This window comes from Pseudarthrobacter sp. CCNWLW207, from assembly GCF_037203945.1.
In the GTDB taxonomy this organism is placed as follows: Bacteria; Actinomycetota; Actinomycetes; order Actinomycetales; family Micrococcaceae; genus Arthrobacter.
This window is the reverse complement of sequence record NZ_JBBCBS010000001.1, coordinates 66853-89732: the sequence shown is the minus strand read 5'-3', so window position 1 is coordinate 89732 and position 22880 is coordinate 66853. Positions and strand designations below refer to the sequence as shown.

At 64.4% G+C, this 22880-nt stretch carries 16 protein-coding genes; 6 read left to right on the top strand and 10 right to left on the bottom strand.

Going from position 1 to position 22880, the window contains the following annotated elements:
• The first annotated feature begins 240 nt into the window (after positions 1 to 240).
• Positions 241 to 2994, top strand: a complete 2754-nt coding sequence (locus V9L17_RS00300; protein ID WP_337350020.1) for a PKD domain-containing protein — start codon at positions 241 to 243, stop codon at positions 2992 to 2994.
• Between the two features lie 98 nt (positions 2995 to 3092).
• Here the strand turns inward: V9L17_RS00300 and V9L17_RS00295 are convergent, their stop codons facing one another.
• The 4 genes from V9L17_RS00295 to V9L17_RS00280 all read right to left on the bottom strand — a co-directional run bounded on the left by V9L17_RS00295 (position 3093) and on the right by V9L17_RS00280 (position 8982).
• The gene (locus tag V9L17_RS00295) at positions 3093 to 4130 is read right to left on the bottom strand and encodes a hypothetical protein (RefSeq protein ID WP_337346586.1); all 1038 of its coding nucleotides are present in this window, start codon (positions 4128 to 4130) and stop codon (positions 3093 to 3095) included.
• Between the two features lie 96 nt (positions 4131 to 4226).
• Positions 4227 to 5483 (bottom strand): hypothetical protein, encoded by a 1257-nt coding sequence (locus tag V9L17_RS00290; protein ID WP_337350019.1) that lies wholly within the window; start codon positions 5481 to 5483, stop codon positions 4227 to 4229.
• Between the two features lie 800 nt (positions 5484 to 6283).
• Positions 6284 to 7825, bottom strand: a complete 1542-nt coding sequence (locus V9L17_RS00285) for a lipopolysaccharide biosynthesis protein (protein ID WP_337350018.1) — start codon at positions 7823 to 7825, stop codon at positions 6284 to 6286.
• On the bottom strand, positions 7822 to 8982 hold the full coding sequence (locus V9L17_RS00280; RefSeq protein ID WP_337350017.1) for a glycosyltransferase: 1161 nt from the start codon (positions 8980 to 8982) through the stop codon (positions 7822 to 7824). Before V9L17_RS00280 ends, V9L17_RS00285 begins: the two co-directional genes overlap by 4 nt.
• A 305-nt stretch (positions 8983 to 9287) precedes the next feature.
• On the opposite strand from V9L17_RS00280, the gene V9L17_RS00275 reads away from it, so the two are divergent.
• From V9L17_RS00275 to V9L17_RS00265, 3 genes are read left to right on the top strand one after another with little or no spacing between them, the layout of a single operon-like run.
• A complete protein-coding gene (locus V9L17_RS00275) occupies positions 9288 to 10754 on the top strand; it encodes a polysaccharide biosynthesis tyrosine autokinase (RefSeq protein ID WP_337350016.1) in 1467 nt (488 codons plus the stop codon).
• A gap of 33 nt (positions 10755 to 10787) precedes the next feature.
• Entirely contained in the window at positions 10788 to 12068 is a 1281-nt protein-coding gene (locus V9L17_RS00270; protein ID WP_337350015.1) for a hypothetical protein, read from the top strand.
• Positions 12068 to 13633 carry a glycerophosphodiester phosphodiesterase family protein gene (locus tag V9L17_RS00265; RefSeq protein WP_337350014.1) on the top strand — a complete coding sequence of 522 codons (1566 nt, stop codon included), beginning with the start codon at positions 12068 to 12070 and terminating at the stop codon, positions 13631 to 13633. Before V9L17_RS00270 ends, V9L17_RS00265 begins: the two co-directional genes overlap by 1 nt.
• 169 nt (positions 13634 to 13802) lie before the next feature.
• On the opposite strand, the gene V9L17_RS00260 is transcribed toward V9L17_RS00265, so the two are convergent.
• From V9L17_RS00260 to V9L17_RS00250, 3 genes are read right to left on the bottom strand one after another with little or no spacing between them, the layout of a single operon-like run.
• The gene (locus tag V9L17_RS00260) at positions 13803 to 14024 is read right to left on the bottom strand and encodes an SCO4848 family membrane protein (protein WP_337346579.1); all 222 of its coding nucleotides are present in this window, start codon (positions 14022 to 14024) and stop codon (positions 13803 to 13805) included.
• Positions 14025 to 14028: 4 nt separating this feature from the next.
• Positions 14029 to 14526, bottom strand: coding sequence for a DUF2505 domain-containing protein (locus V9L17_RS00255; protein ID WP_337346578.1), 498 nt, complete (start codon positions 14524 to 14526; stop codon positions 14029 to 14031).
• Between the two features lie 45 nt (positions 14527 to 14571).
• Positions 14572 to 16098 carry an SDR family oxidoreductase gene (locus V9L17_RS00250; RefSeq protein WP_337350013.1) on the bottom strand — a complete coding sequence of 509 codons (1527 nt, stop codon included), beginning with the start codon at positions 16096 to 16098 and terminating at the stop codon, positions 14572 to 14574.
• 174 nt (positions 16099 to 16272) lie between these two features.
• Here V9L17_RS00250 and mfd point away from each other — a divergent pair, with 174 nt between their 5' ends.
• The gene (gene mfd, locus V9L17_RS00245) at positions 16273 to 19953 is read left to right on the top strand and encodes a transcription-repair coupling factor (RefSeq protein WP_337346576.1); all 3681 of its coding nucleotides are present in this window, start codon (positions 16273 to 16275) and stop codon (positions 19951 to 19953) included.
• Positions 19954 to 19959: 6 nt separating this feature from the next.
• Positions 19960 to 20781 carry a metal-dependent hydrolase gene (locus tag V9L17_RS00240; protein ID WP_337346575.1) on the top strand — a complete coding sequence of 274 codons (822 nt, stop codon included), beginning with the start codon at positions 19960 to 19962 and terminating at the stop codon, positions 20779 to 20781.
• Positions 20782 to 20860: 79 nt separating this feature from the next.
• On the opposite strand, the gene V9L17_RS00235 is transcribed toward V9L17_RS00240, so the two are convergent.
• The 3 genes from V9L17_RS00235 to V9L17_RS00225 form a co-directional block, all read right to left on the bottom strand.
• Positions 20861 to 21106: a hypothetical protein gene (locus V9L17_RS00235; RefSeq protein ID WP_337350012.1), complete on the bottom strand. Its 246-nt coding sequence runs from the start codon at positions 21104 to 21106 to the stop codon at positions 20861 to 20863.
• A 53-nt stretch (positions 21107 to 21159) separates the two neighbouring features.
• Positions 21160 to 21885, bottom strand: coding sequence for a deoxyribose-phosphate aldolase (gene deoC / locus V9L17_RS00230; RefSeq protein WP_337346744.1), 726 nt, complete (start codon positions 21883 to 21885; stop codon positions 21160 to 21162).
• An 83-nt stretch (positions 21886 to 21968) separates the two neighbouring features.
• Entirely contained in the window at positions 21969 to 22835 is an 867-nt protein-coding gene (locus V9L17_RS00225; RefSeq protein WP_337346573.1) for an FAD-dependent oxidoreductase, read from the bottom strand.
• Positions 22836 to 22880: the final 45 nt, after the last annotated feature.

Below are 22880 nucleotides of genomic sequence, written 5' to 3'. Positions count from 1 at the left end.
CTTCGATGACGACAGCGTGACTTCCACTGGATGATCCGCTGAAGGCGAGCTTCGAGCTGAAAGGCCACTGAGATGTCATGGCAACCACGAAAGTATGGGCGCCATTGGGCGACTGAGCCGGCGCGGCCCGATACTGACGAATTGAGGCCCCTGCCCCCGGCGGATAGTTCCCCGGGGAGTGCGCCCAAGGGACGGGTACGGGACGTCCGGGTCCATCTGTATCTTCGGATGCTCTGTACGATGGCTGCCTGGATCCTGGCTGTTTCCGGCGTGATGGTGGGTGCGCCTGCCTTCGCTGACTCGGCACCGGTGGACCCCAATGACCCTAAAACACCTGTCACGGTGACGGCGGACAGCCTCCCCACTGCCCAGCACGATGGCGTGGCTTGGCACGCGGTCACGGTCGGTAACACCGTCTATGTGGCTGGAAGGTTCAACAACGCACGACCCTTCGGGGCTGCACCTGGAACGCAGCTGGTTTCGCGGCGCAATATTCTTGCCTTCGACCTGGCGACCGGCCAGCTCAGGACCAGCTTCGCCCCGGTCCTGAATGGCCAGGCTTTGGCCATAACGGCCTCGCCGGACGGCAGCCGCATCTACGTCGGTGGTGACTTCACTACGGTGAACGGAGTAACACGGAACCGAATTGCCGCTTTGGATCCGAACTCCGGAGCACTTATCAGCGGTTTCGCTCCCAATGTGGGCGCAACCGTCCGGGCCGTCGTGGCCAGCGACTCCACGGTCTGGTTCGGCGGCACATTCACAAATGTGGGCTCGGCGTCCCGCAACCGCCTCGCCGCGGTAAACGCCAGCAACGGGGCGTTGCTGTCCTGGGCCCCCAATGCGGCGAACGGCCGCGTCAATGCCTTGGCACTCTCGCCCGAAGAAGAGCGCGTGGTTGTCGGCGGCGCTTTCACTACCCTCAACGGTTCAAACCGACCCGGCTATGGGCTTGGCATGGTCAACGCGACCACCGGTGCGACGCTTGCTATCCAGGCAAACGACATCGTGCGCAATGCCGGTACCGACTCGGCCATCCTTTCCCTGTCCAGCGACGGGACCACTTTCTACGGCACAGGCTATATTTTTGGCACTGGCGGTAACCTCGAGGGCGCCTTTGCAGCCAACTGGTCCGACGCCAGGATTAAATGGATCGAGGACTGTCACGGAGACTCCTACGGTGCGTTCGCCACGAACACTGCCGTGTACGTAGCCGGTCACCCGCATTACTGCGGGAATTTTGGCGGCTTCCCCGAAACCACTCCGCGGACGTGGCACCGGGCTGTGTCCTTCGGCAAAGCGGCGACCGGAACCCTCACGAAGGACATCTACGGCTATCCGTCCTTCACCGGCCAGCCCGCCCCCTCAATGTTGAACTGGTTCCCCGATATGGACACCGGGACGGCCAGCGGACAAAGCCAGGGCCCGTGGGCGGTTACTGGCAATAACAACTACGTCGTGATGGTGGGCGAGTTCAGGAACGTAAACCAGAGCCCGCAGCAGGGCCTGTCACGCTTTGCCGTGAAGGAGATAGCTCCCAACAACCAGGGACCACGGGTTTCCGGCTCCAACTTTGTGCCATCGCTGACCAGCCCTGGGGCGGGCCAGGTTCGGGTTCAATGGCAGTCGAATTGGGACCGCGACAACTCCAACCTGACCTATACGGTCCTCCGAAACGGGTTGCCGGCCTACACGGTCTCACAACTCTCCACGTTCTGGCAGCGGCCCACCCTGACATTCAATGACAGCGGGCTTGCTGGCGGAACGCACAGTTATCGGATCAGGGTTACAGATCCGCTGGGCAACACTGTCACGGGGGACAGCCGGACGATATCCATTGCCGGAACCAGCAATGAGCCGCCCGTGGCCAGCTTCTCCGAGTCCGTCAGCGGACTGACGGTCAGCGTCAACGGCTCCGCCTCCTCCGATCCGGACGGCAGCATCAGCTCATATACCTGGGCCTTCGGAGACGGAGGCACCGCTACGGGCGCCACCGCCAGCCATACCTATGCTGCGTCCGGCACCTACAGCATCAGCCTGACGGTCCGGGATAACAGTGGGGCAAGCAGCAGCACCTCCCGGAATGTCACGGTCAGTTCCGGCGGAAACCAGTCGCCGTCGGCCTCTTTCACCACGTCGGTGAGCGGGCTCAGCGCGGCCGTCAACGGCTCCGCCTCTTCTGACCCCGACGGCAGCATCAGTTCCTACAATTGGGACTTTGACGACGGCGGCACAGCCACCGGCGCGACAGCGCAGCACACCTATGCTGCTGCAGGAACCTACACCATCACGCTGATAGTGACGGACAACGACGGCGCCACAGCGAGCACCACGCGGACTGTCACCGTGAATTCCACTCCAGGCGGGGCGTTGGCCTCCGATGCTTTCGGGCGGACGTTGTCCACTGGTTGGGGCGCGGCCGACGACGGCGGCACTTGGGCGTTGAACGGATCGTCGTCGTACTTCGCGGTGGGAAATGGCCTGGGTGCCATAAACCTGGCCGCAGGCCGGGGACCCTCGGCCTATCTTCCGGGAATATCGGTGACAGCAGCCGACACCTCAGCAACGCTCTCGCTCGACAAGATCGGCAATGGCGGCGGGACGTTCCTCGGAGTGACCGGCAGGCGGGTGGCCAGCAACGAATATCGGGCCAAGATCAAGGTGGAATCCAACGGAGCGGTGACGCTGCAAGTCACCCGGCTGGCGGGTGGCAGTGAAACCACCCTCAGCCAGACCTCGACGGGTTTCTCCATTACGGCGGGGCAGGCAGTCAGGCTGCGTGTCCAGGCGACGGGAACCTCACCTACCACCATCCGGGCCAAGGCCTGGCGTGCAGGAACGGCCGAGCCAGCGGGCTGGATGCTGACCTCGACCGACACAACGGCCGCGCTGCAAAGCGCCGGTTCGGTGGGTCTGTTGGCCTATCTCTCGAGTGCCGCCACGAATGCTCCGGTGATTGCACGGTTCGACGATTTCACTTCGGTGCCCGGCTAAGCCGAAACGCAGAAGCACTCAGGGAACAGGCCGATGGCCCGTTCCCTGAGTGCTTGCAGCAGATCGTCAGGGGGCCGCATTTTCGCGGCACACCTCCGCTAGCTGTCGTAGCGGATGCCCAGGTCCCTTCCTTCTTTGAGGTAGGTGTTGTTGTCTTCCCACCGGTTGTACATGAGACCGGTGACTTTGCTCCTGGAACGGCTGATAACGCGGATGGGGTATTTGGAACCGTTGCCGAAATCGTACTGGTTGCGGCCCAGGAAGTTGCTCTGGACCGTTACCACAATATCGCTGTACTTGCTGCCCACGGCGATATTGATGCTGGTCTGGCCGTCGTCCACCCAGTTCCGCCTGACCAGGACATTAGCGAGTTTGGCGACGTTTTGCTGGAGCATGATACCGATCCCGGCATGCGTTCCGCGGGGGTTCGGTGCGCTGCCTGAACCGGTCACTGCAGAGGCCACCACGGTATTGCCGACGATGGTGATGTTCTCGCCGCCCTGGACCTGGATGCCGTCATTGTGTGTGCCGTCAGAGTGTGCCGGATCGTTGCTCCAGTAAGTGAGCTCATTGATGAAGTTGCCTTCAATGGTGACGTTTGCCTGCACCGGACCGCCCGGACGGTTGAACACGCCAAGGCCATCGTTGGTCCGTTTGATGCGGTTGCGGCGTGCTGTGTACTCGTGGCCCACGATGCCGTCGCGGTAGTAGCTGGGGCGGTCCGGGATGATGGTGCAGTCTTGGACAAGCAGGTTGTAACAGCTACCGCTGTTGGCATCCACGATGCCTGTATTGGAGCCGGGGATATGCTTGCCGCCGCGGAGCCGGCAGTTGCGAATAACGACGTTGCGGGCGCGGACCTTGATGTCGCCGTAGATATCCAGGTTCTCAAGGACCGTGCCGTCGCTGGTAATGATCAGGTCTGTGCCAGCTGTGTTGTGGGGCGTCAGCGCTGTGCCGGTGATGACGCCCGTGTTGGCATCGGTGGGCTTGTATTCGCCGTATATCAAGCCGTCGCGGCTGGTGGCTGCCGTTGCTGGCTGGGCCACCCCATAACCGGCCAGAACGGTACCGAGGGCGCCGGCGAAGCCGAGCCCCAGGGCACGGCGACGGGTAAGAGTGTTCGTTGAGTTCATAACTATTCCTTTTTAAGAACAGGCGGGCAGGCAGGAAGCATCCGTAACGCGGTTGCGCACATCGGCTTGAGACCCCTGGTCCGCGGTGAAGTGGGACTAGCTGTTGTAACGGATGCCGCCGTCGCGGCCTTCAACGAGCAACGCCAGGGTATCCGCCCAGCGGTTGCTATCCAGACCATATACGGTGCTAGCTGAGCGGCTAATGATTCGGATCGGGTATTTTGAACCGTTTCCGAAGTCGTACTGGTTCCGGCCCAGGTTGTTGTTGCGGACCGTTACCGTGATGTCGGCGTATTTGCCGTTGGCGATGTTGATCGAGGTCTGGCCGTCATCTACCCAGTTGTTCTCCACCACGACGTTGGCCAGCTTGGCCACGTTTTGCTGGAGCATGATGCCGATGCCGGCGTGGTCGCCGCGGGGGTTGGGTCCGGAGCCTTCGCCGAGGACGGCGTTGGCTACGACGGTGTTTCCGGCGAGGCGGATGTTCTCGCCGCCTTGGACCTGGATTCCGTCATTGTGGGTGCCGTCGCTGTGTGCGGGGTCGGAGGACCAGTACGTGAGCGAGTGGATGTAGTTGCCTTCGGCGGACACGTTGGCTGCCGCGGGACCTCCCGGCCGGTTGAAAATGCCCAGACCGTCGTTTGTTCGCTGGATGTGATTCCGCAGGGCCTTGTAGTCGTGGCCCACAATCCCGTCACGATAGTAGGAGGGCCGGTCCGGGATGATGGTGTTGTCCTGGACAACCAGGTTGGAGACGGCAGAGCTGTTCGCGTCGATGATGCCCGTATTGCTGCCCGGGATATGGGTGCCGCCGTGCAGACGGCTGTTCTTGATGGTGACATTTGCGGCACGGACCTTGATGTCGCCGTAGATTTCCAGGCCGTCCAGGATGGTGCCGTCCTGGGTGATGACCAGGTCTGCCCCTGAAGTGTTGTGCGGCGTCAGCACGGTGCCGGCAGGTACGCCGGTGGTGTCCGCTGACGGCTGGTAGGTTCCGGTGACGAGACCGGAACGGTCGGCTGCATCAGGCTGTGGCGCCGGAGCGGGTTCAACTTTGCCTTGGGGCATAACGGTCAGGGCGGGCTCGGGCTCTTGAGCCGCCGGAGCAGTTGCTTCAACTGCCGTGCCTGCATCCGGTTCCGGGGCGGCCGGCGTCGCTGGTGCTGCCTTTGCTGACGCGGGAGCGGCGGGGCTGCGGGCCGCCGCCGCGTCAAATTCAGGGTTTGCCAACGAACTGGCGCCCACAAGAGACGGCTGTCCGCAGCCGGTCAGGACGAGCGCTGCCACCGTAAGGACGGCTGCGCTCAGCGAATAACTTCTTCGGGTGCGTATGTTTTGTGTCTGTTTCGCCATAATGCAATAACCTCTACGTCTCGTTCTCCGGGCACGGGGAATCGCACAGGCCAGCGCTATGGGACGGCTAATGCCGAGTCTACCAAGGCGCAAAGCCTAGTTAATTGCTTAATGTGCGGCGCCAACGCAGATGCCGAGGCCTGAGACCTAGGCGGGGGGTAACCCAAACGACAACTGCAGTGACTTTCCCGTTGGCATCCCCGACCACGGCTGATGGGTTTACCGTAGTAGAGTCTGGCTAATGTTGCAAAATGGTAACGGTGATTTCGGGCCTCAAGTGATGCCTTGGGCGCCGATTCGTTTGGCACAAAAGTCGGCGACACGCCGAGGAAAACCCCGGAACTTGGCGAAGTTTGCACTAGGGTGCCGGAGCTGGGAAAGTTGTGAAAAATTTCACTTGCAGCGGTACTGCTATAAACGTAACCGAACGCCCCCGACGCCATGGCGAGACCCCGCGCCGCGGTCTTCAAGCCACTTGCCCGGTGAGCTGACCCGGGCAGCTGAGTTGCCGCGTGAATAGTGTGTCCGAGCCGCCGCTCAGGCCGAATCGTGCGTCGAATTCGAGCGGCATGGCCCTGATCTGCGGTAGATGCAACAGGAGGTTGTTCGTTGCCGCCACGCTCAGGGAATTCCCGTAGCCAATCGCCGGCGCTGGAAGAAGCGTCCGGCGTTGATCGCCAGAAGATCTTTTGGTGCTGCGGGCCGGGGGAGGGCCAGCTTCAGGTCTTCCGCCTGGCGCTATGTCAGGACCGCGATAACAATCCGGCCAGGAGCTGACCCGTCTTTTCCGTCATGCTCAGTCATGGCATTGCTCCATGTGGTTTGGATGTGGCCGGCTTATGTCTGCCCACGAGCGAGGCGGCGTCACGCAGGTACGCCTTCAGCATCCGGCGATGGAAAAGCCACAGGATAGCCACCGCCGAAACGACGAACACTCCCAAGCCTCCGAATATCATTCCCGCAGGCCCCAGGTCCGTGAGCGAGAGTAAGCCGTAGCCCGCGGCACCCCACGCAGCCGCGTGGGCGCCGGGAAAGATGCTGCCAAGTTGTGACCTCGCCGTTACCCCCGTCAGGGACTTCTGGATGCGCAGCAGGACCGGTGTCAGGACAAAGCCGGCAGCCGCATAGCCAACTGCCACCCCCAAGAGCCCGAATTGAAGTCCTATGACGATACCGCCGACCTGAACCACGGCCGCCAGGATCTCGTAGCGGATGATGAGCCGGCCCTGGCCCAGCCCCTTCATGAGGGAGGGCGTGATGTAAAAAACTGTTTCACGTGCCCCGCCGATCGCGAGAACGCTGACCAGCGCCGCGGCAGGCATCCACTCGGGTCCGAGCACAAGGTTCACCAGGACAGGAGCAGCGCAGGCCACGTAGACCATCAGGGGTATGGCGGAGATTGCAAGGATGCGCGTGGCAGCCACCAGCTTCTCGGCTACGAGTGCGGGTTCCTGGGCGGCGCGCGCAAAGGCGGGGAACATCACCCGGTTCACGGTCTGTCCGATGAGCTGTACGGGCATGACGAGGATCCGGTAGGCCATTCCGTAGAGTGACAGCGCGGCTACGCCCAGGAACCTGCCCACCAAAATGCTGTCGAGGTTGCGGGAAAAATAGGCGAGGCAGTCTGTGGCGAAAACACTGGAGCTGAACTTCAGCAGGGGCACCACGGACCGGAAGCTGAAGTTTGGCCGTGGACCCTTACTGGCAATCATCAGCGCAACGCCGCACACGAGGTCAGTGACCACGACTTGGTACACCATCGACCATGGTCCGGCGCCGGCAAAGGCCGCACCGATGCCGGCGGCGCTTCCGGCAGCGGCTGCTGCAATGTCCGAGGCCCCCACGCGATGAAGCTGGAGGTCACGGGACAGCATGGCCCTCGGTGTGATGGCAAGGGCCTTGATGGGGATGGCGAACGCGAGCACCTGCAGGATGGGTTCCAACTCGGACACGCGGAAAAACCCGGAGACCAACGGCGCCGCGAACCACGTTCCGGCACCGAGTAAGGCCGCGATCAGGAGATTCAGCGTGACAGTGGCCCCGGCCAACCGCCGGGTGACCTCGGGCCTTTGGATCAATGCTGCGGACAGCCCCTGGTCCAGGACCAAGGCAACCAGGCTGATGAAAACGGTGGCGCTGGCGATCACGCCGTAACTTTGGGGCCCCAGGATTCGGGCCAGGATTACGGCCGAGAGGATCTGGAATCCCTGTCGGGCAACCACAGCGCCGAAACTCCACCGGACGCTTCGCGCTGTCTTCCGGGCACCGTTGTCCGGCTCTGATTCTGTTGCCGCCGGTGCAGCAGGTCCCTCTGCCTGTGCATCCGGCCTTTTCCCTGTCACGCGGGTCTGCCAGAGGCCTGGGCAAGATAACTGGCCATTACTGCACCAAACCGCTCCGGGCTGTGGCGGGTGGCGGCTTCCCGGGCGTCGGCGATCGCGGCGGCGCGGAAGTCGGGCCAGCCCAGCGAGACTGACCTAAGGGCCGCCGCGAGATCGGCAGATTCCCCGGCGGCCACAAATTGAGCTGATTTGTAGCCAGCCGCCGCCTCCCGCAAGCCGGACGTGTTGCTCACCACCACAGGGCGTGAAGCGAGGACAGCTTCAACCGCAGTGTTCCCGAAGGGTTCATCCAGCCGGGAAGGAACCACGACGACGTCGGAATCGGCAAAGAAGGGCCACACGTCATCCTGGAAGCCGTGGAAAGTCACGTGTTCCGAGGCACCCGCTGCCTGCACCTTTTCTCGGAGCCAGGCCTCGTACGCCTCGTTGCCATGGAATACCGCCCCAACGATCGACAGGTGCGCCGGCACCCCCTGCTGCAGGAGCTGGAGCAGTGCGTCGACGGCGATGTCCACTCCCTTGCGATGGGAGAGCCGCCCGACATAGAGGATCCGCAGTCCGCCGGAGAGCCCGGTCCGGGGCGGGCGGTCCGTTGGTGGCCCAGGCACCCCATTGTTCAAGACGGTGGAACGGCCGCGCAGGATGCCCAGTGAGCTGTCCAAGGTTTCGGTGCTGAACCTGCTGTTGGTCAGGATCCCGCTGGAGAAGATCAGGGGGAAAGCCAAGGCGGCACGTATGGCGCGGGGGGCGTTGGCCTCGGCCTCATGGACGTGGGTGACCACGGGGATGCCGCATAGCCGGCCGACTGCCGTCCACAAGGGAACAGTGATGGTGTTTGCCAGGATGACATCTGGTCGGACACCGCGGATGACCCCGATGCTGCGGAAGAGGCCGTGGACCACGGCTCCGCTGACATTTAGCAGCCCGAGGGGGGAAAGCATGCTCTTGCGCAGGACGGGAGTGGGACAGAGGATGACACGGGCTCCGCGGCGTACAAGCTCAGGAACGAGCAGGCCCGACGACGGCAGGGTCACCACTACCCGCGCGCCGGAGCGCTCCAAGCCCTCGATCGTTTCCAGGAGCACCCGGTCCGAGCCGTAGAGGTCGGCGCTGGGATGCGCCACCAGGACTTTAAGCGATCGCACTGCTTCATTCATTCGCGCCCCAGGGTACGTGGACGGGCCGGGAACAGCCCGGTCTCGAAAGGGGGCCTCGGGACCTTCCGCATAGCGCCTCTGCCCACCTCCGATGAAGCCGCGTTGCCCCGGATTAGGGACAGACTACGGCTGCGCCGACCGTTTGGCTAGGCGCCCGGGGCCCTGACCGGGGACGGCATTGGCGAAACTGGAAAATCCCGCCCCCCAGAAAGCTTCCTACGGGGTGCATTGCGTTCAATAATGGAGCGATAGTCAGGGGACTGACTATACGTACCGTGTTGGTGTGGCACGGCATGGAAGCCGCGATGGGGGTTCCTTTGGATCTGGGAGAGTATGTTCGGGCCATAGCCCGGGGCTGGTGGATAGTCCTGGTATGCGTCGCTGCGGGGTTCGGAGGGGCCACCTATGTCACCTCCAACGCCACGCCGATGTACCAGGGGATGGTCCGCTTCTTCGTGGTGAGCCCGGCTGTCACCGGCCAGTCCGCCCTCCAGTCCTTGGAATTGTCGCGCGGCAAGATGGCCTCCTTTGCCAGCCTGGTCAAGAGCGATTCATTCATCGACAAGGTAGTCCAAGCCAGCGGTAACGGGCTGACCGCCGAGCAGACCGCTGAAAGCATGAGCGCCTCCGCAGACAGTGAAACCCTGATGCTCACCGTGACCGTAACCCAGCCGGATATCGATAAGGCGAGGGCAACCGTGACCGCCGTTGCCGAAAACTTCGGCGCTGCAGTGAATGAGCTCGAAGCCGGCCGGACCCTTCCGGGCGGCGCCACCGTTCTGAACGTCGTTTCGGGCCCGGACGTTCTCCCTGACCCGGTCTCCCCGCGGGTGCCGCTCAACCTCGGACTCGGCGTTCTGCTGGGTTTGGCCGCCGGAATTGTGATCGCTGTCTCGCGCCGGTTGCTGGACAAGTCCCTGAAAACGCCAGAAGAGGTTGAAGTGGCCTCCGGGCTGCCGCTGCTCGCGAGGTTGCCGTACAGCCACGCCACCTCAGGCCGGGCCGCCCTCCTTCTGGGGAAAGGGGCAGGTTCCCTGCTCGACGAGGCAGCACGGAGGCTCCGGACCAACGTTGACCATCTTCCCTCCCTTCCGTCGGCCGAGGTCATCGCTATCACGTCGGCCAGATCCGGCGAGGGAAAAACCACCGTTGCGCTGATGTTGGCCAAAGCATGGGCGGAAGCCGGAGAGCGGGTACTCCTCGTCGAAGCACACCTCCGCCAGCCGGGACTGGCCGCCGACATCAGCCTGGGAAAAAGCATTGGCTTGTCCGATGTCCTTGCCGGGCACCTGCACGTCAGCAACGCCATCCAGCACACCTCGGTAGACGGACTTCACGCCCTCGCGGCCGGCACAATACCGGCCAACCCCACAGAACTGCTCCGGGGTCCTGCGCTTTATGAGGTGCTTGAAGAAATGCGCACCCAGTACACGCGGGTCATTGTGGACGCACCAGCCCTGCGGCCGTTCAGCGACGCTGCCCTGATCGGAGCCGTGGTTGATGGCACTTTGTTGGTGGTCCGCCATGGCCGGGTGTCGGCCGAATTGCTCAAGGCCGCCCTCAAAAACCTTGAGGCTGTCAACACGCAGGCAACGGGTGTTGTGCTCAACGCGCTGCCCGGCCGCTTGGCGGAGGAACGTCGCAGGTTCATTGGGAGGTTCGTGCGCCGTATGAGGGTTCGGCGCTCACGGCGGCGTTCCCGAGCGGCGCAGTGGATGCCGGTCAGCCTGTCCGCGGGGGAGCCTGTCAAGCCCGTGACCCGCCGGAGGTAAACGGTGCAGTTGGCGCTTTGGATTGGACTGTGCGTGGCCGCGTCCGTCCTTCTGCGCTCCCGGCCGCGGGTGCTGCTGGCAGCGGTGCTCACGCTTTGGTTTCTGGTCCCGGCAGTGGGAAATTCCGTGGTGACCGGTGAAGCTGGCGGTGCATTGGGCTTCCACGCAGCGTCCTGGCTGGTGATCGCAGTTCTGGCCGGGCAACTCCTTCACGATCCGTGGAGCATTAAGGACGCCCTGGCCCGCCACTTTTTCGTCTTCCTGGTCCTTGCCTTGGTGATTGTGGCAGCGTTCCTTGCCTCCAGGACCTCGTCAGAGGGCGGAGGCATGCTGCTGCTGGTGGACCAGATCCTGGCCCCGGTGCTCTTTTTTCTTCTCCTCATTGCGAACAGTGTCCGCCATCCCGGGCTGATAAAGATGCTTCGATCCCTCCTGCTTTTGCTGGTGGCTGTAGTCTGCGCTATCGCGGTGGCGCAATGGCTCAACGGTGAGGCCCTGTTCTACGGCTCCGGGTTCCGGACGCAGTACTGGTTCAATCCGGAAACCCAGCGGTGGATGGGCACGCTGGACCAGCCCCTCGCCCTCTCCCTGGTGGTCTGCGTGGCTGCGCCCCTGGTTGCCGGGCTGAAACGCAATTCCGTCCAAGCGGTCCTCCTGGTGCTGATGATTGTTGGGGTCCTCATCACTCAGTCGAGGGTGGGTCTGGCCGTAGTGGGCGTGTCCGTCGTCCTTGTGGTGTTCTTCGCTGACCGCAAGCCGTGGGTCAAAGCAATCATGCTGGCGTTCCTTGCAGGTGTTGCGATGGTCGTCATGTCGTCGCCGCTGGTGGTAGGTGTCTCCGAAAGGCTGGCTGATGACACCGGGTCTGCCCAGGCCCGGGCCTTGGCACTGGAATACTTCCTCAGCCGCTGGGCTGACTACGCCGTGGCAGGCCAAGGCATCGGGTCGAGCTACCGCGTGGCAGTCCAGGCCGGCCTGGAGACGAGCTTCGAGAATCCTATCCTCATGTACAGCATCGACTTTGGCATCTTCTTCGCCGTCCTCTATTTCGGCCTGATGCTGGTGCTGCTGTTGCGGAACTCGGCGTGGCACGAATACCGGGGCCTGACCTTAGCAGGGCTCTTTGCAGTCGTGATTCCGCAGACCTACAGCTCCCTTGCCACCCGTTCCGTTGCAGGAATTGTTGTTTGGACCATTCTCGCAATGGTGGTCATTGCCGGCGACGAACAGAGGGCGCTGCGGCGAGCAAGGCGGGCGGAACTGGCCGCCGCTGTGGGCCAGGCCAGGGCGCCCGCCGTACCAATGGGCCGCTAATGAAAGCGTGGGCAGGCACCGAATCCGGGCCTAAGATCGGACGTCGGGGCTTCCTGGGGCTCGTGGCCGCCGCAGGCGTGCTGAACGGTACCGGCTGCGGCGAAACCTGTCCCCAGTCCCCTGTCGGCCAGGCGGCGAGGCCAGTGCCCAACCATGTGTCGGCGTCGGAAGCAACTGCCTCGTTGATCGAAGAAGGGGCATTGGCCGCAGCGGGCGACGTTGGACCGTTCACCATGGCGGGGCTGCTCGCTGCCCCGAGTTTTTTCGTGGCGCACAGGGGATCGGGGGATAACTGGCCGGAGCACACGATGCTTGCCTACACCAAAGCGGCCGCTGCCGGCTTGAAGGCATTGGAGGTTTCGGTGGTATCGACAGGGGACGGCGTGCTGGTGTGCCATCACGATCTCAACACTGAGCGGCTGACCGGGACAGACCTCATTATCGCGCGGGCTAGTTATGCTGCGCTGGAATCGTTGCGGAACGATGCCCGTGCCTGGCTGGGACCGGCCGCACCCCTGGAACCGATACCGCTGTTGGAAGATGTACTCCGGACTTTCCTTCCGTCGAGGGTCATTTTCCTCGAAGACAAGCAGGGCACGAATGCCGATGAACTCCTGGAGCTCCTTGAGGCCTATCCCGGGGCCAGGGATCGTGTGGTCTGGAAGCAGCCGGCTTCGTCACCGGGGCACGCCCTGGCCAGGTCCCGGGGCTACACCACGTGGGGATACGTGACCGCGCCGGACTACGACAATCTCGCTGCCCTGATTCCCCGGGTTGACCTTCTGGGCGTTCACAATTCGGCCCCCTCCGCCGTTGTGCGGGAACTCGTGGCCTCAGGTAAGCCCGTTGCCGCCTGGGAAGTCCGGCGCCGCAGTGACCATGCACGGCTCAAAGCGCTGGGGGTCCGGGGCTTCGTATGTTCGAACGTCGTGCACGTCCTGCACCTTGAAGAACGGCGAGCTGAGGATGGCTTTGACACCGGGCTGCGGTACGCCGGGGACCTGCCCCAGGAGGCAGAAGGGGACTGGCAAGGACAGCCGGCACTCCAGCAGGCTGCTGTCCGAATCTCAAGCGAGGAGCCGGCGTCGTACTTGATGGGGTCGATGGGCGGGCTGTCGGGCCCGCGACGTGAGCTCGCCTTCGAACTGCGCTGGCAGGAGGGCCTTCCCGCCGGGAAGGGCAGCGCCGGGGTGGCCTTTGGCCAGGATGATGATGCGCCGTACCGCCCGGACGCTGCGGTTTCAGGCTACGAGCTGGAGTTCGGCGCGGACGGCAGGCTGACCCTCAGCCGGAGGGACAAGGGGGCGGGACCGGTAGTGCTGGCCGAAGCAAAGGGCGCGCCACCGGGTGCGGGGGAGTGGACGCGGCTGGTACTGACTGTGACACCTCAAAGGGTCATCGCCCGGCGGCCGGACCAGCAAGGGGCCGACGCCGAAACGGATGACACGGCGTACGGCGGAGGGTGGTTTTCGCTGCTGAAGAATTACGACGCCGGCCCTGCCGTCGAGTTCCGGAATGTTACTTTTCGGGAGGCCGCTGCAGCGGACGCTTGCGAGCCACGTTGACGGGATTAGGGCCGGCCCCGTCCCCGGTACGTCCAGCCCCCAAGCAGCCACAGCCTATGACCGAGATCCGCACAGCTCCACCTTCCCTGGCCCTCTCGTGTTCACAGGGTAAGCGCAGGAAGCCGGACCGGAACAGAGACCGTTAGCCCCAGCGCGGGCGGGAAAGGAGCTAGCCGAACAGCCCCATGATCCCAATGATGGCCGTGGCAGCCCCCAGCACCATGGAGATGCTGACGAGCACCAGGTGGACGTTGAGGAACTTCGTGGCCTTGCCTGCGGCGTCCCGCGCCCGGGGATCCTTCATCACCCGGCGCAGGAACTGCGGCCAGACCACCAGTGACCAGACGCCGGAGATGACCAGCAGGACGGCCGCGAAGACGGGGAGCTGCATTACCTTAGTGGCTTTCCAGCCAGGCCTGGGCCTGCTGCGACTGGATGTTCAGGGCCTTGGCCACCATGGGCTCGGCCGCATCGGCGATCTTGCCGCCCAGGAACGGAACGGACGAGGTCACGTTGCCTTCCAGTTCCACGCGGGTGCTGCCGCCCTCAGCAACGAGACGCTGGACCGCCGTCACGTCAAGGGGAGCGCCTGCGATCTTCAAGGTGATGTTGCTCTGGCGGGAACCGTCTGCCGCCGGGGCGTCCCAGTTTTCCACCTGCGTGACCGTGAGCTTGTCACCAACGAACTTGCGGGCGATCTCCGGCAGGCGGGTAGTGGGCAGTGTGCGGACCGAAGTGGTGCTGAAAGCTCCGGCGGTGTCGCCGTCCACCGCGAACGACTCCAGCGTGCCGCCAACGTATTCGCTCGTGTGCCGCTGGAAGTCCTCGTTGATGAAAACAGCAGCAACGGTGTCGACGGCGTGCGGAAGGGTGGTGGATGCACTCAGTGCCATGGGTCCTCCAGGATTGGGGTCAGAACGCTTTTTGCTCCCCACATCCTACGGGGAGTGCCTGCTGTTCCTCGAACCGGCCTCCGCACTGGCAAGTTTCTGGGCGGCGGCTGTGATATTGCGCGACATCGCCGGAAAGATGAGGCTGTGGAAGGGCAGCACGGCCAGCCAGTAAAGCCTTCCGCTCAGCCCCTTCGGGAAGAAAATAGCCCTCTGCCGGTAGCGGCTGCCGGCGCCGTCGGGCTCAACGGACAGTTCAAGCCAGGCGCGTCCGGGGGCGCGCATCTCCGCCCTGAGCCGTAACATTTTTCCGCGGTCGATCCGTTCCACCCGCCACCAGTCCACGACTTCGCCTGATGCGAGGTTGCCGGGGTGCCGGCGTCCGCGCAGGAGCCCCGCGCCGCCGGTGAGCTTGTCCAGCCAGCCCCGCACCTGCCACGCCAGCGGGAGGGAATACCAACCGTTCCGGCCGCCGATTCCCTCGATGATGGTCCACACATGAGCAGGATCGACGTCCCCATGGAACGTCCGCTCGTCGACGAACACCGTGTGGCCGGCCCAGTCCGGATCGCTGGGCAGGGGATCGGCGTCGGCCCCTGCATTGGCCCAGGTTGTCTCCACCTGGCCGTCGCGCTCCTTGCCGAGGGCCAGGGCCACTGCACGCCGGTACGGAGTCAGGCCGCCCTCCGGAACGGGAATAAAGGAATCAATATCGTGCTCCCTGGACACTGCGTCGTGCTGCAGCGACTGGACGAGTGGCAGCGACATGGACAGCGGGATGGGGGTGGTCAGGGCCACCCACATGCCGGCGAGCTTGGGAGCGGGAATGGGCAGGGCCAACACCACTCGGTGCGGCAGGCCGGTTTCGGCGGCGTATTCCTTCATCATGCCCGCGTAGCTCAGTACCTGCCGGCAGCCGATATCGAACGTGCGGTTGATCGTCCCCTGCAGGGATGCGGCGGCCACGAGGTAGTACAGCACGTCCCGGACGGCGATGGCTTCGATCCTGTTGCGGACCCAGCTGGGGGCCGGCATCAGGGGGAGGGCTTCGGACAGGTGCCGGATCATCTCGAATGAGGCGGATCCAGAACCAATCACCACGCCGGCCTGGAAGACTACTGCATCCACGGGGCTGTCCAGGAACACCTTCCCCACGGCTTCCCGGGAACGCATATGGGTGGACAGCTCCACATTGGACGGGTGGAGGCCGCCCAGGTAAACGATCCGGCTGACCCCTGCCTCAGCGGCCGCGTACGCGGCGGTCTCAGCCATGGCCTTTTCCTTGGGCTCAAAGCCTGCGCCGGCAGCCATTGAGTGGACGAGGTAGTACAGCACGTCGACGCCGCCCAGCGCCGCCCGTATCGCACCGGCGTCGTCAAGGCTGCTTTGGACCACCTCCACTTCATCCAGCCACGGGACGCCGGCGATCTTGGCCGGCGTCCGGACCAGCACCTTCACGGTGTGGCCCGCTTCAAGAAGCCGGGGGACCAGGCGGCCGCCGATATAGCCTGTGGCGCCCGTTACCAGGACCGTGCGGTCTTCGGTGGGCTGTGATGGATCGGTAGTGCCCGTCATGCAGACTCCTTCTTCTCACAAAACCATTCGGAGCGGCAGGCTGTCCGGACGGCCGTGGGTCCTGAAAGCTTAGTGTGGTTCACGGGGGGTAGGCTGGAACTACCCGGGATTCGAAGCGAATTTCGGGTTTTCGCGTTGCCTGCGATCCCCTTGAACACCACAGGAGTTTCTGCCATGAGCCCGAGCGCCTCCCGCACTGGTACCTCCCATCCCGGTCCGTCGCTTGATGGACTGCGCCGTGTCCTGGCCGAAGACCAGACCTTCGCCCGGGTCAGGGCCGAGGCTGCAAGGGGATTTGAGGTACGTGGCCAGGACTACCAGATCAGCGCACCGGCGGGCCTGCGTGCGGTCCTGCTGGCAGAAATGGCAGACGGCCTGGCCGCCGCGGGCACGGCAGAAGAAACGTCCGACGGCGGGGTCCCGGCCGTGGTGTTGGCAGTCACCGCGACGGGACGCGAAGCCGAGGATCTGACAGCCGCCCTGCGCGCGTACCTCCCCGCCGACTCGGTGGCTGAGTTCCCCAGCTGGGAAACCCTGCCACACGAGCGGCTCTCGCCCCGTTCAGACACCGTGGGCCGGCGGCTCTCCGTCCTGCGCAGGCTGGCGCACCCGGAAACTTCGACGGCGGGGCCCCTGCGTGTTGTGGTGGCACCGGTCCGCGCGGTGGTCCAGCCCATCGTGGCCGGATTGGGTGACCTGGTTCCGGTCACCTTGGAAGTGGGCCAGGAAAGGCCGTTCTCCGATGTGGTGCGGAGCCTCGCCGACGCCGCGTACGCCCGCGTGGACATGGTCACGCACCGTGGCGAGTTCGCCGTCCGCGGCGGCATCATCGATGTTTTCCCGCCCACGGAGGACCACCCCATCAGGGTGGAGTTCTTCGGCGACGAGGTGGACCAGATGCGATGGTTCGCCGTCGCAGACCAGCGCTCGCTGTCCTCGCCCGGCCTGCACCACCCCACCGCCCTGCACGCCCCGCCCTGCCGCGAAATCCTCATCACGCCCTCGGTGATGTCGCGGGCGGCCACCCTCAAGCAGCAACTGCCGGCCGCCGCTGACATGCTGGAGAAAATTGCCGGCGGGATCACGGTCGAGGGCATGGAATCCCTGGCGCCGGTACTCGTGGATGCGATGGTCCCCTTTGTGGAGCAGCTGCCTGCCGGTTCCATCTCCGTGGTGATCGAACCGGAAAAGGTCCGCACCCGTGCGCATGATCTTGCCGCCACCAACGAGGAGTTCCTCGAAGCCGCCTGGTCCACGGCGTCCGATGGAGGCACGGCGCCACTGGATCTGAGCTCACAGGCGTCTGCAGCCCTGCACTCCGCCAGCTTCCGCTCCCTGACGGACACCCGCAGTTCCGCCCTGGACCACGAGGTCTCCTGGTGGTCCATTACGTCCCTTGCCACAGACGAGGAACTGCTGCCGGAAATCGACGTCCTGAACCTCCACGCACGCGAACCCCGCGGGTACCAGGGTGACGTTGCGGAGATGATGGACTTCATCGGCTCGCACGTCCGGGACCAGTGGCGCATTGTGGTGGCCACCGAAGGACCCGGACCTGCCCAGCGCCTTGCGGAACTGTTCCACGACGCCGACATCCCTTGTGCCAGGGTGGACACCCTTGACCAGGAACCTCAGGCGGGCATCATCGAGGTGACCACGGCCGCCGTCGGACGCGGTTTTGTCCTGGACAGCCTCAAGCTGGGCCTGCTGACCGAGGCCGACCTGCTGGGACGCACCTCCGCCGGCTCCACCAAGGACATGCGGCGCATGCCGTCCAAACGCCGGAACGCCGTGGACCCGCTGCAGCTGTTGGGCGGCGACCACGTGGTGCACGAACAGCACGGGATCGGCCGTTTTGTGGAGCTGATCCAGCGCAAGGTTGCGGGCGGCGGAGACGGGGTACGCGAGTACCTGGTCCTGGAATACGCCCCGTCCAAGCGCGGCGCTCCCGGGGACCGGCTGTTTGTGCCCACCGACCAGCTGGACCAGGTGACCCGCTATGTCGGCGGCGATACCCCTGTGCTGAGCAAGATGGGTGGCTCGGACTGGGCCAGCACCAAGTCCAAGGCCCGTAAAGCGGTCAAGGAGATCGCCGGCGAGCTGATCCGGCTGTACTCCGCGCGGATGGCCTCCCGCGGCCACGCCTTCGGGCCGGACACGCCCTGGCAGCGGGAACTGGAGGAAGCCTTCCCCTATGTCGAGACGCCGGACCAGCTGACCACCATCAACGAGGTCAAGGCGGACATGGAGCGGGAGATCCCCATGGACCGACTGGTGTCCGGAGATGTCGGCTACGGCAAGACGGAGATTGCCGTGCGCGCGGCGTTCAAGGCGGTCCAGGACGGGAAACAGGTAGCCGTCCTGGTGCCCACCACCCTGCTGGCGCAGCAGCACTACGAGACCTTCACCGAGCGGTTCTCGGGATTCCCCTTGCGGGTTAAGGCACTGTCGCGGTTCCAGGGGGCCAAGGAATCCAAGGAGACCGTGGAGGGCGTCAAGAGCGGATCCGTGGACGTCGTCATCGGCACGCACCGGCTGCTGTCCAAGGACTTCGCGTTCAAGGACCTCGGCCTGGTGATCGTGGACGAGGAGCAGCGCTTCGGGGTGGAGCACAAGGAAGCGCTGAAGAAGATGCGCACCAATGTGGACGTCCTGGCCATGAGCGCCACGCCGATCCCGCGCACACTGGAGATGTCGCTGACGGGCATCCGGGAAACGTCCACCCTGGCCACCCCGCCGGAGGAGCGCCATCCCGTGCTTACCTACGTTGGTCCTTACACGGACAAGCAGACCTCGGCAGCCATCCGCCGCGAACTGATGCGTGAGGGCCAGGTGTTCCTGGTGCACAACCGCGTGTCCACCATCGAACGGACTGCTGCGAAAGTCCGTGAGCTGGTTCCGGAAGCCCGGGTGGAGGTCGCGCACGGGCAGATGTCCGAGAGCCGGCTCGAGCAGATCATCGTGGACTTCTGGGAGAAGCGGTTCGATGTGCTGGTGTGCACCACCATCATCGAAACCGGCTTGGATATCTCCAACGCCAACACCCTCATCGTCGATGGCGCCGACAAGTACGGCCTCTCCCAGCTGCACCAGCTCCGTGGCCGTGTGGGCCGTGGCCGGGAACGCGCGTACGCCTACTTCCTGTATCCGTCCGAGAAGCCGCTGGGTGAGGTCGCCCTGGAGCGCCTGAAGGCAGTAGCTACTCACAATGAGCTCGGTGCCGGCATGCAGCTGGCCATGAAGGATCTGGAGATCCGCGGTGCCGGCAACCTCCTGGGCGGCGAGCAGTCCGGACATATCCAAGGCGTGGGCTTCGACCTCTACATCCGTCTAGTGGGTGAGGCAGTGGCCGACTTCCGCGGCGACGCCGAGGAGAAGGCCGCCGAGATGAAGATCGAACTGCCGGTGAACGCCCACCTGCCTCACGACTACGTACCGGGGGAGCGGCTGCGTCTGGAAGCGTACCGGAAACTGGCCTCCGCCATCACCAACGAGGCCATTGAGGAGGTCCACGCAGAGCTGGTGGACCGCTATGGGGAGCCCCCGCTGCCCGTCAAGAACCTCATAGCTGTTGCCCGCTTCCGCGTGGGCGCCCGCGAAGCCGGACTCTCCGACGTAGCCCTGCAGGGTAACTTCATCAAGTTCTCTCCGGCGCAGTTGCCGGAGTCAAAGGTGATGCGCCTCGCCAGGATGTACCCCGGCTCGCAGCCCAAGCCTGCGCTGGACGCCGTCCTCATCCCGAAGCCTAAGACCGCGAAGATCGGCGGCAGGGACCTGCAGGACGCGGAAATCCTGGAATGGGCCAACGGTGTCATCCGCAACATCTTCTCGGACGCCCCGCTGGCGGTGGGTTGAGTTTTGATGGGAGGACATCACGCCGCGTCGGGAGCCGCGGCGTGGGTAGCTATTGCTTCGACCGGGCCCTACACCCTCGGCTGGTATCCGCTTGACGCCACTGGCATCCTGATAGGTGGCATGGCGACGGCGGGGACCGCGCTGGTGTGCGACTGGGACCACCGGCACAGTACGGTAGCCAACTCATTGCCACCGCTATCGAACGTGATTGCCGTGGGCATTGAGAACGCCAGCGGGGGCCACAGGCAGGGCACGCACTCGGTGCTGGGGGCGGCATTTTTCGTGCTGCTGGCCATGGTGGCCGGCCAGTTCCAGCTGCAGACGGACTGGGGACTGCTGTCCGTGGGCGCCGGCCTGCTGTGCATGTTCATGATTAACATCGCGGCCAAGGCACTGAAGCTGTTCCCCAAGTCCGGTTTCCTCAGCAACTGGGTGTTCGCCCTGACCATGGCCGGGCTTGTCACGTGGTTCGCCCCGGACCAGTGGACCTGGTTGCCTGTGTCGATGCTGACCGGGGTGGTGGTCCATATCGTGGGTGACATGATCACAACGGGCGGCGTCCCACTTCTCTGGCCGATAGTTATCAAGCCACCCAAGTTCCTGCGGAAACTGCCCGTGATCAACGATGTCTGGAGAGCGAACGGCGCCTTTTCCCTGCCACTGTTGGGCCGTGCCGGGTCCAAGCGGGAATGGCTGGTGCTCATACCGGTGAGCGCCTACGCCATGGTGGGCATGTGCGTGGCAGCTTGGGTTTTGGCGAAATCACACTTCCCCGCTGCCCTGTCACTCGGAACGGGCCTGTTCAGCCGCCTTTTCGGCGCGACCTGAGACGACCTCTTAAAAGGCTGGGGCCCCGGAAAATCCGGGGCCCCAGCCTGTGTGTTTTAGCGGATGTTTTAGCGGATGCTTAGTGCTCGCCGGCTGAATCGGAGCGGCCGGTGATGGTCTGCGGGATCCAGAACGCGAGGCCGAAGAGGCCCAGGCAGACGGCCATCGGCCACGGGTTGCCAAGCGTCAGGAATGAGAGCGAGTAGATGGCGCCCAGGAAGAGCGCCATCATGACAGCAAACAGGACGATGCTGGTGACGAGGCTGTTCTCGTTTTCCGGGGTCTGGACAGTGTTGACACTGGACGCTGTGGTCTTGCTGGACATTCATTCCTCCTTGGCCCCGCGGGGCTCAAATTGTGGCGGCTTCCGGATCCGTGTCAGTAGCCAGATGAACCCTGTTCACCCTTGACGATCGCAATTCCGGAGCTGGCACCAATACGTGTTGCACCTGCAGCAATCATAGCCTGAGCGTCGGCGAGGGACCGTACGCCGCCAGAGGCCTTGACGCCCAGTTCCGGGCCAACAGTCCGGCGCATCAAGGCGACGTCCTCGGCGGTGGCTCCGCCACCGTTGAAGCCAGTGGACGTCTTGACGAAGTCAGCGCCGGCCTCCACTGCAGCCTCGCAGGCGAGGACCTTCTGGGCATCGTTGAGGAGGGCCGTTTCGATGATGACCTTCAGGATGGCGCCGCTGGCGTGCACCGCCTGGGCAACTGAGGCGATGTCCTCCACCAGGGCGCCCTTGTCGCCGGCCCGGGCAGCGGCGATGTTGATGACCATGTCGACCTCGTCGGCGCCGTCCAGGACGGCGCCACGGGCTTCAAAGGTCTTGACGTCGGTGGGAGTGGCTCCCAGCGGGAACCCGACCACTGAGCAGGCCAGGACGCCGGATCCCTTGAGCGCCGTCTTGACCGTTTTCACCCAGATGGGGTTGACGCAGACGGATTTGAACCCATACTCGGCGGCTTCGGCGCAGACCTTGAGGATGTCCGCCTCGCTGGCCTCGGGCTTGAGCAGGGTGTGGTCGATGAAGGAAGCGATGTTGCCCTGCGACTGCTCCGTGCCGGCTGACGTCTGCGCGGCGGGAGTGGCTTCGTTGCTCATCATGATGGTCCTTTCCGGGGCCTCGTGGGCCGCAACATGCCACGGTGTCCATGGCTCTTCCGGTGACCATCTTGCCACAGGCGTCAGGCGGCCACCGGAACCCGGTCTTCCGCTGCTACAGCCGTCATAAGCTGCATGGCGCACGCTCCGGCGGCCGAAGCCGCGGCAACCAGCAAGCCCAGCCGCACGCCGTCGAACGCTGCGGCATCGCCGATGGCCCAGACGCCGGGAACTGAGGTCCTGAACTCCTTGTTGATGGCGATTCCGCCGTTGGGAGCGGTGGCGAGTCCGGCGCTGGCGGCGAGGCCGTCGCGGGAGACCCGTTCTTCGGCCAGGACCACGAGGTCACCGTTCATGCTGCTGCCGTCCGCAAAGACGATCCCGGCCGCTGTCAGCCCGGTGCCGGCGCGATCGATGGAGTGCACCACGGCGGTGGGCCGGACTGTGGTGCGGATGGGCCTGACGCCCCGGGCACGCAGCACGGCTTCAGCCTGTCCGGCTGCGGCGCCGGTGCCTACCAGGATCCCGAGTGGCCGCCTGCCCAGCTCCCGAGTGACTTCGTTGACGGCGTCGCCGATCCGGGCGGCGTCGTCAATTGTGGAGTAGCTCAGGCAGCGGCCGGCTCCTGCAACCGGAGATGAGACCGGGGCCGATCCGGTGGCGATGACCAGCTCGTCGTAGCTGAATTCCATTCCGTCCGCAGTTGTGACTGTGCGGTTGTCCGGGTCGATGAAGCTGGCGGGCTGACCGAAGCGGACCGAGACCTGGGGCAGTTCTGCAAGATCCAGGAGCTCCGCCGGAGCGTCGTCCCGGTTGCTTAGCACGGTGATGGTTCCGCGGAACCTGGCACCGTCCAACTGGCGGACCAGCGCCTGCGCGGCGGGGCCGGCACCGGCGATGACGATGCGCGGGGCCGGGGAGACGGTGGTGGACGGTGCCGGAGCGGACATGTGCTGGCCCTTTCGCTGGCGGCCGCAGAGCGGCCGGGGAATTCG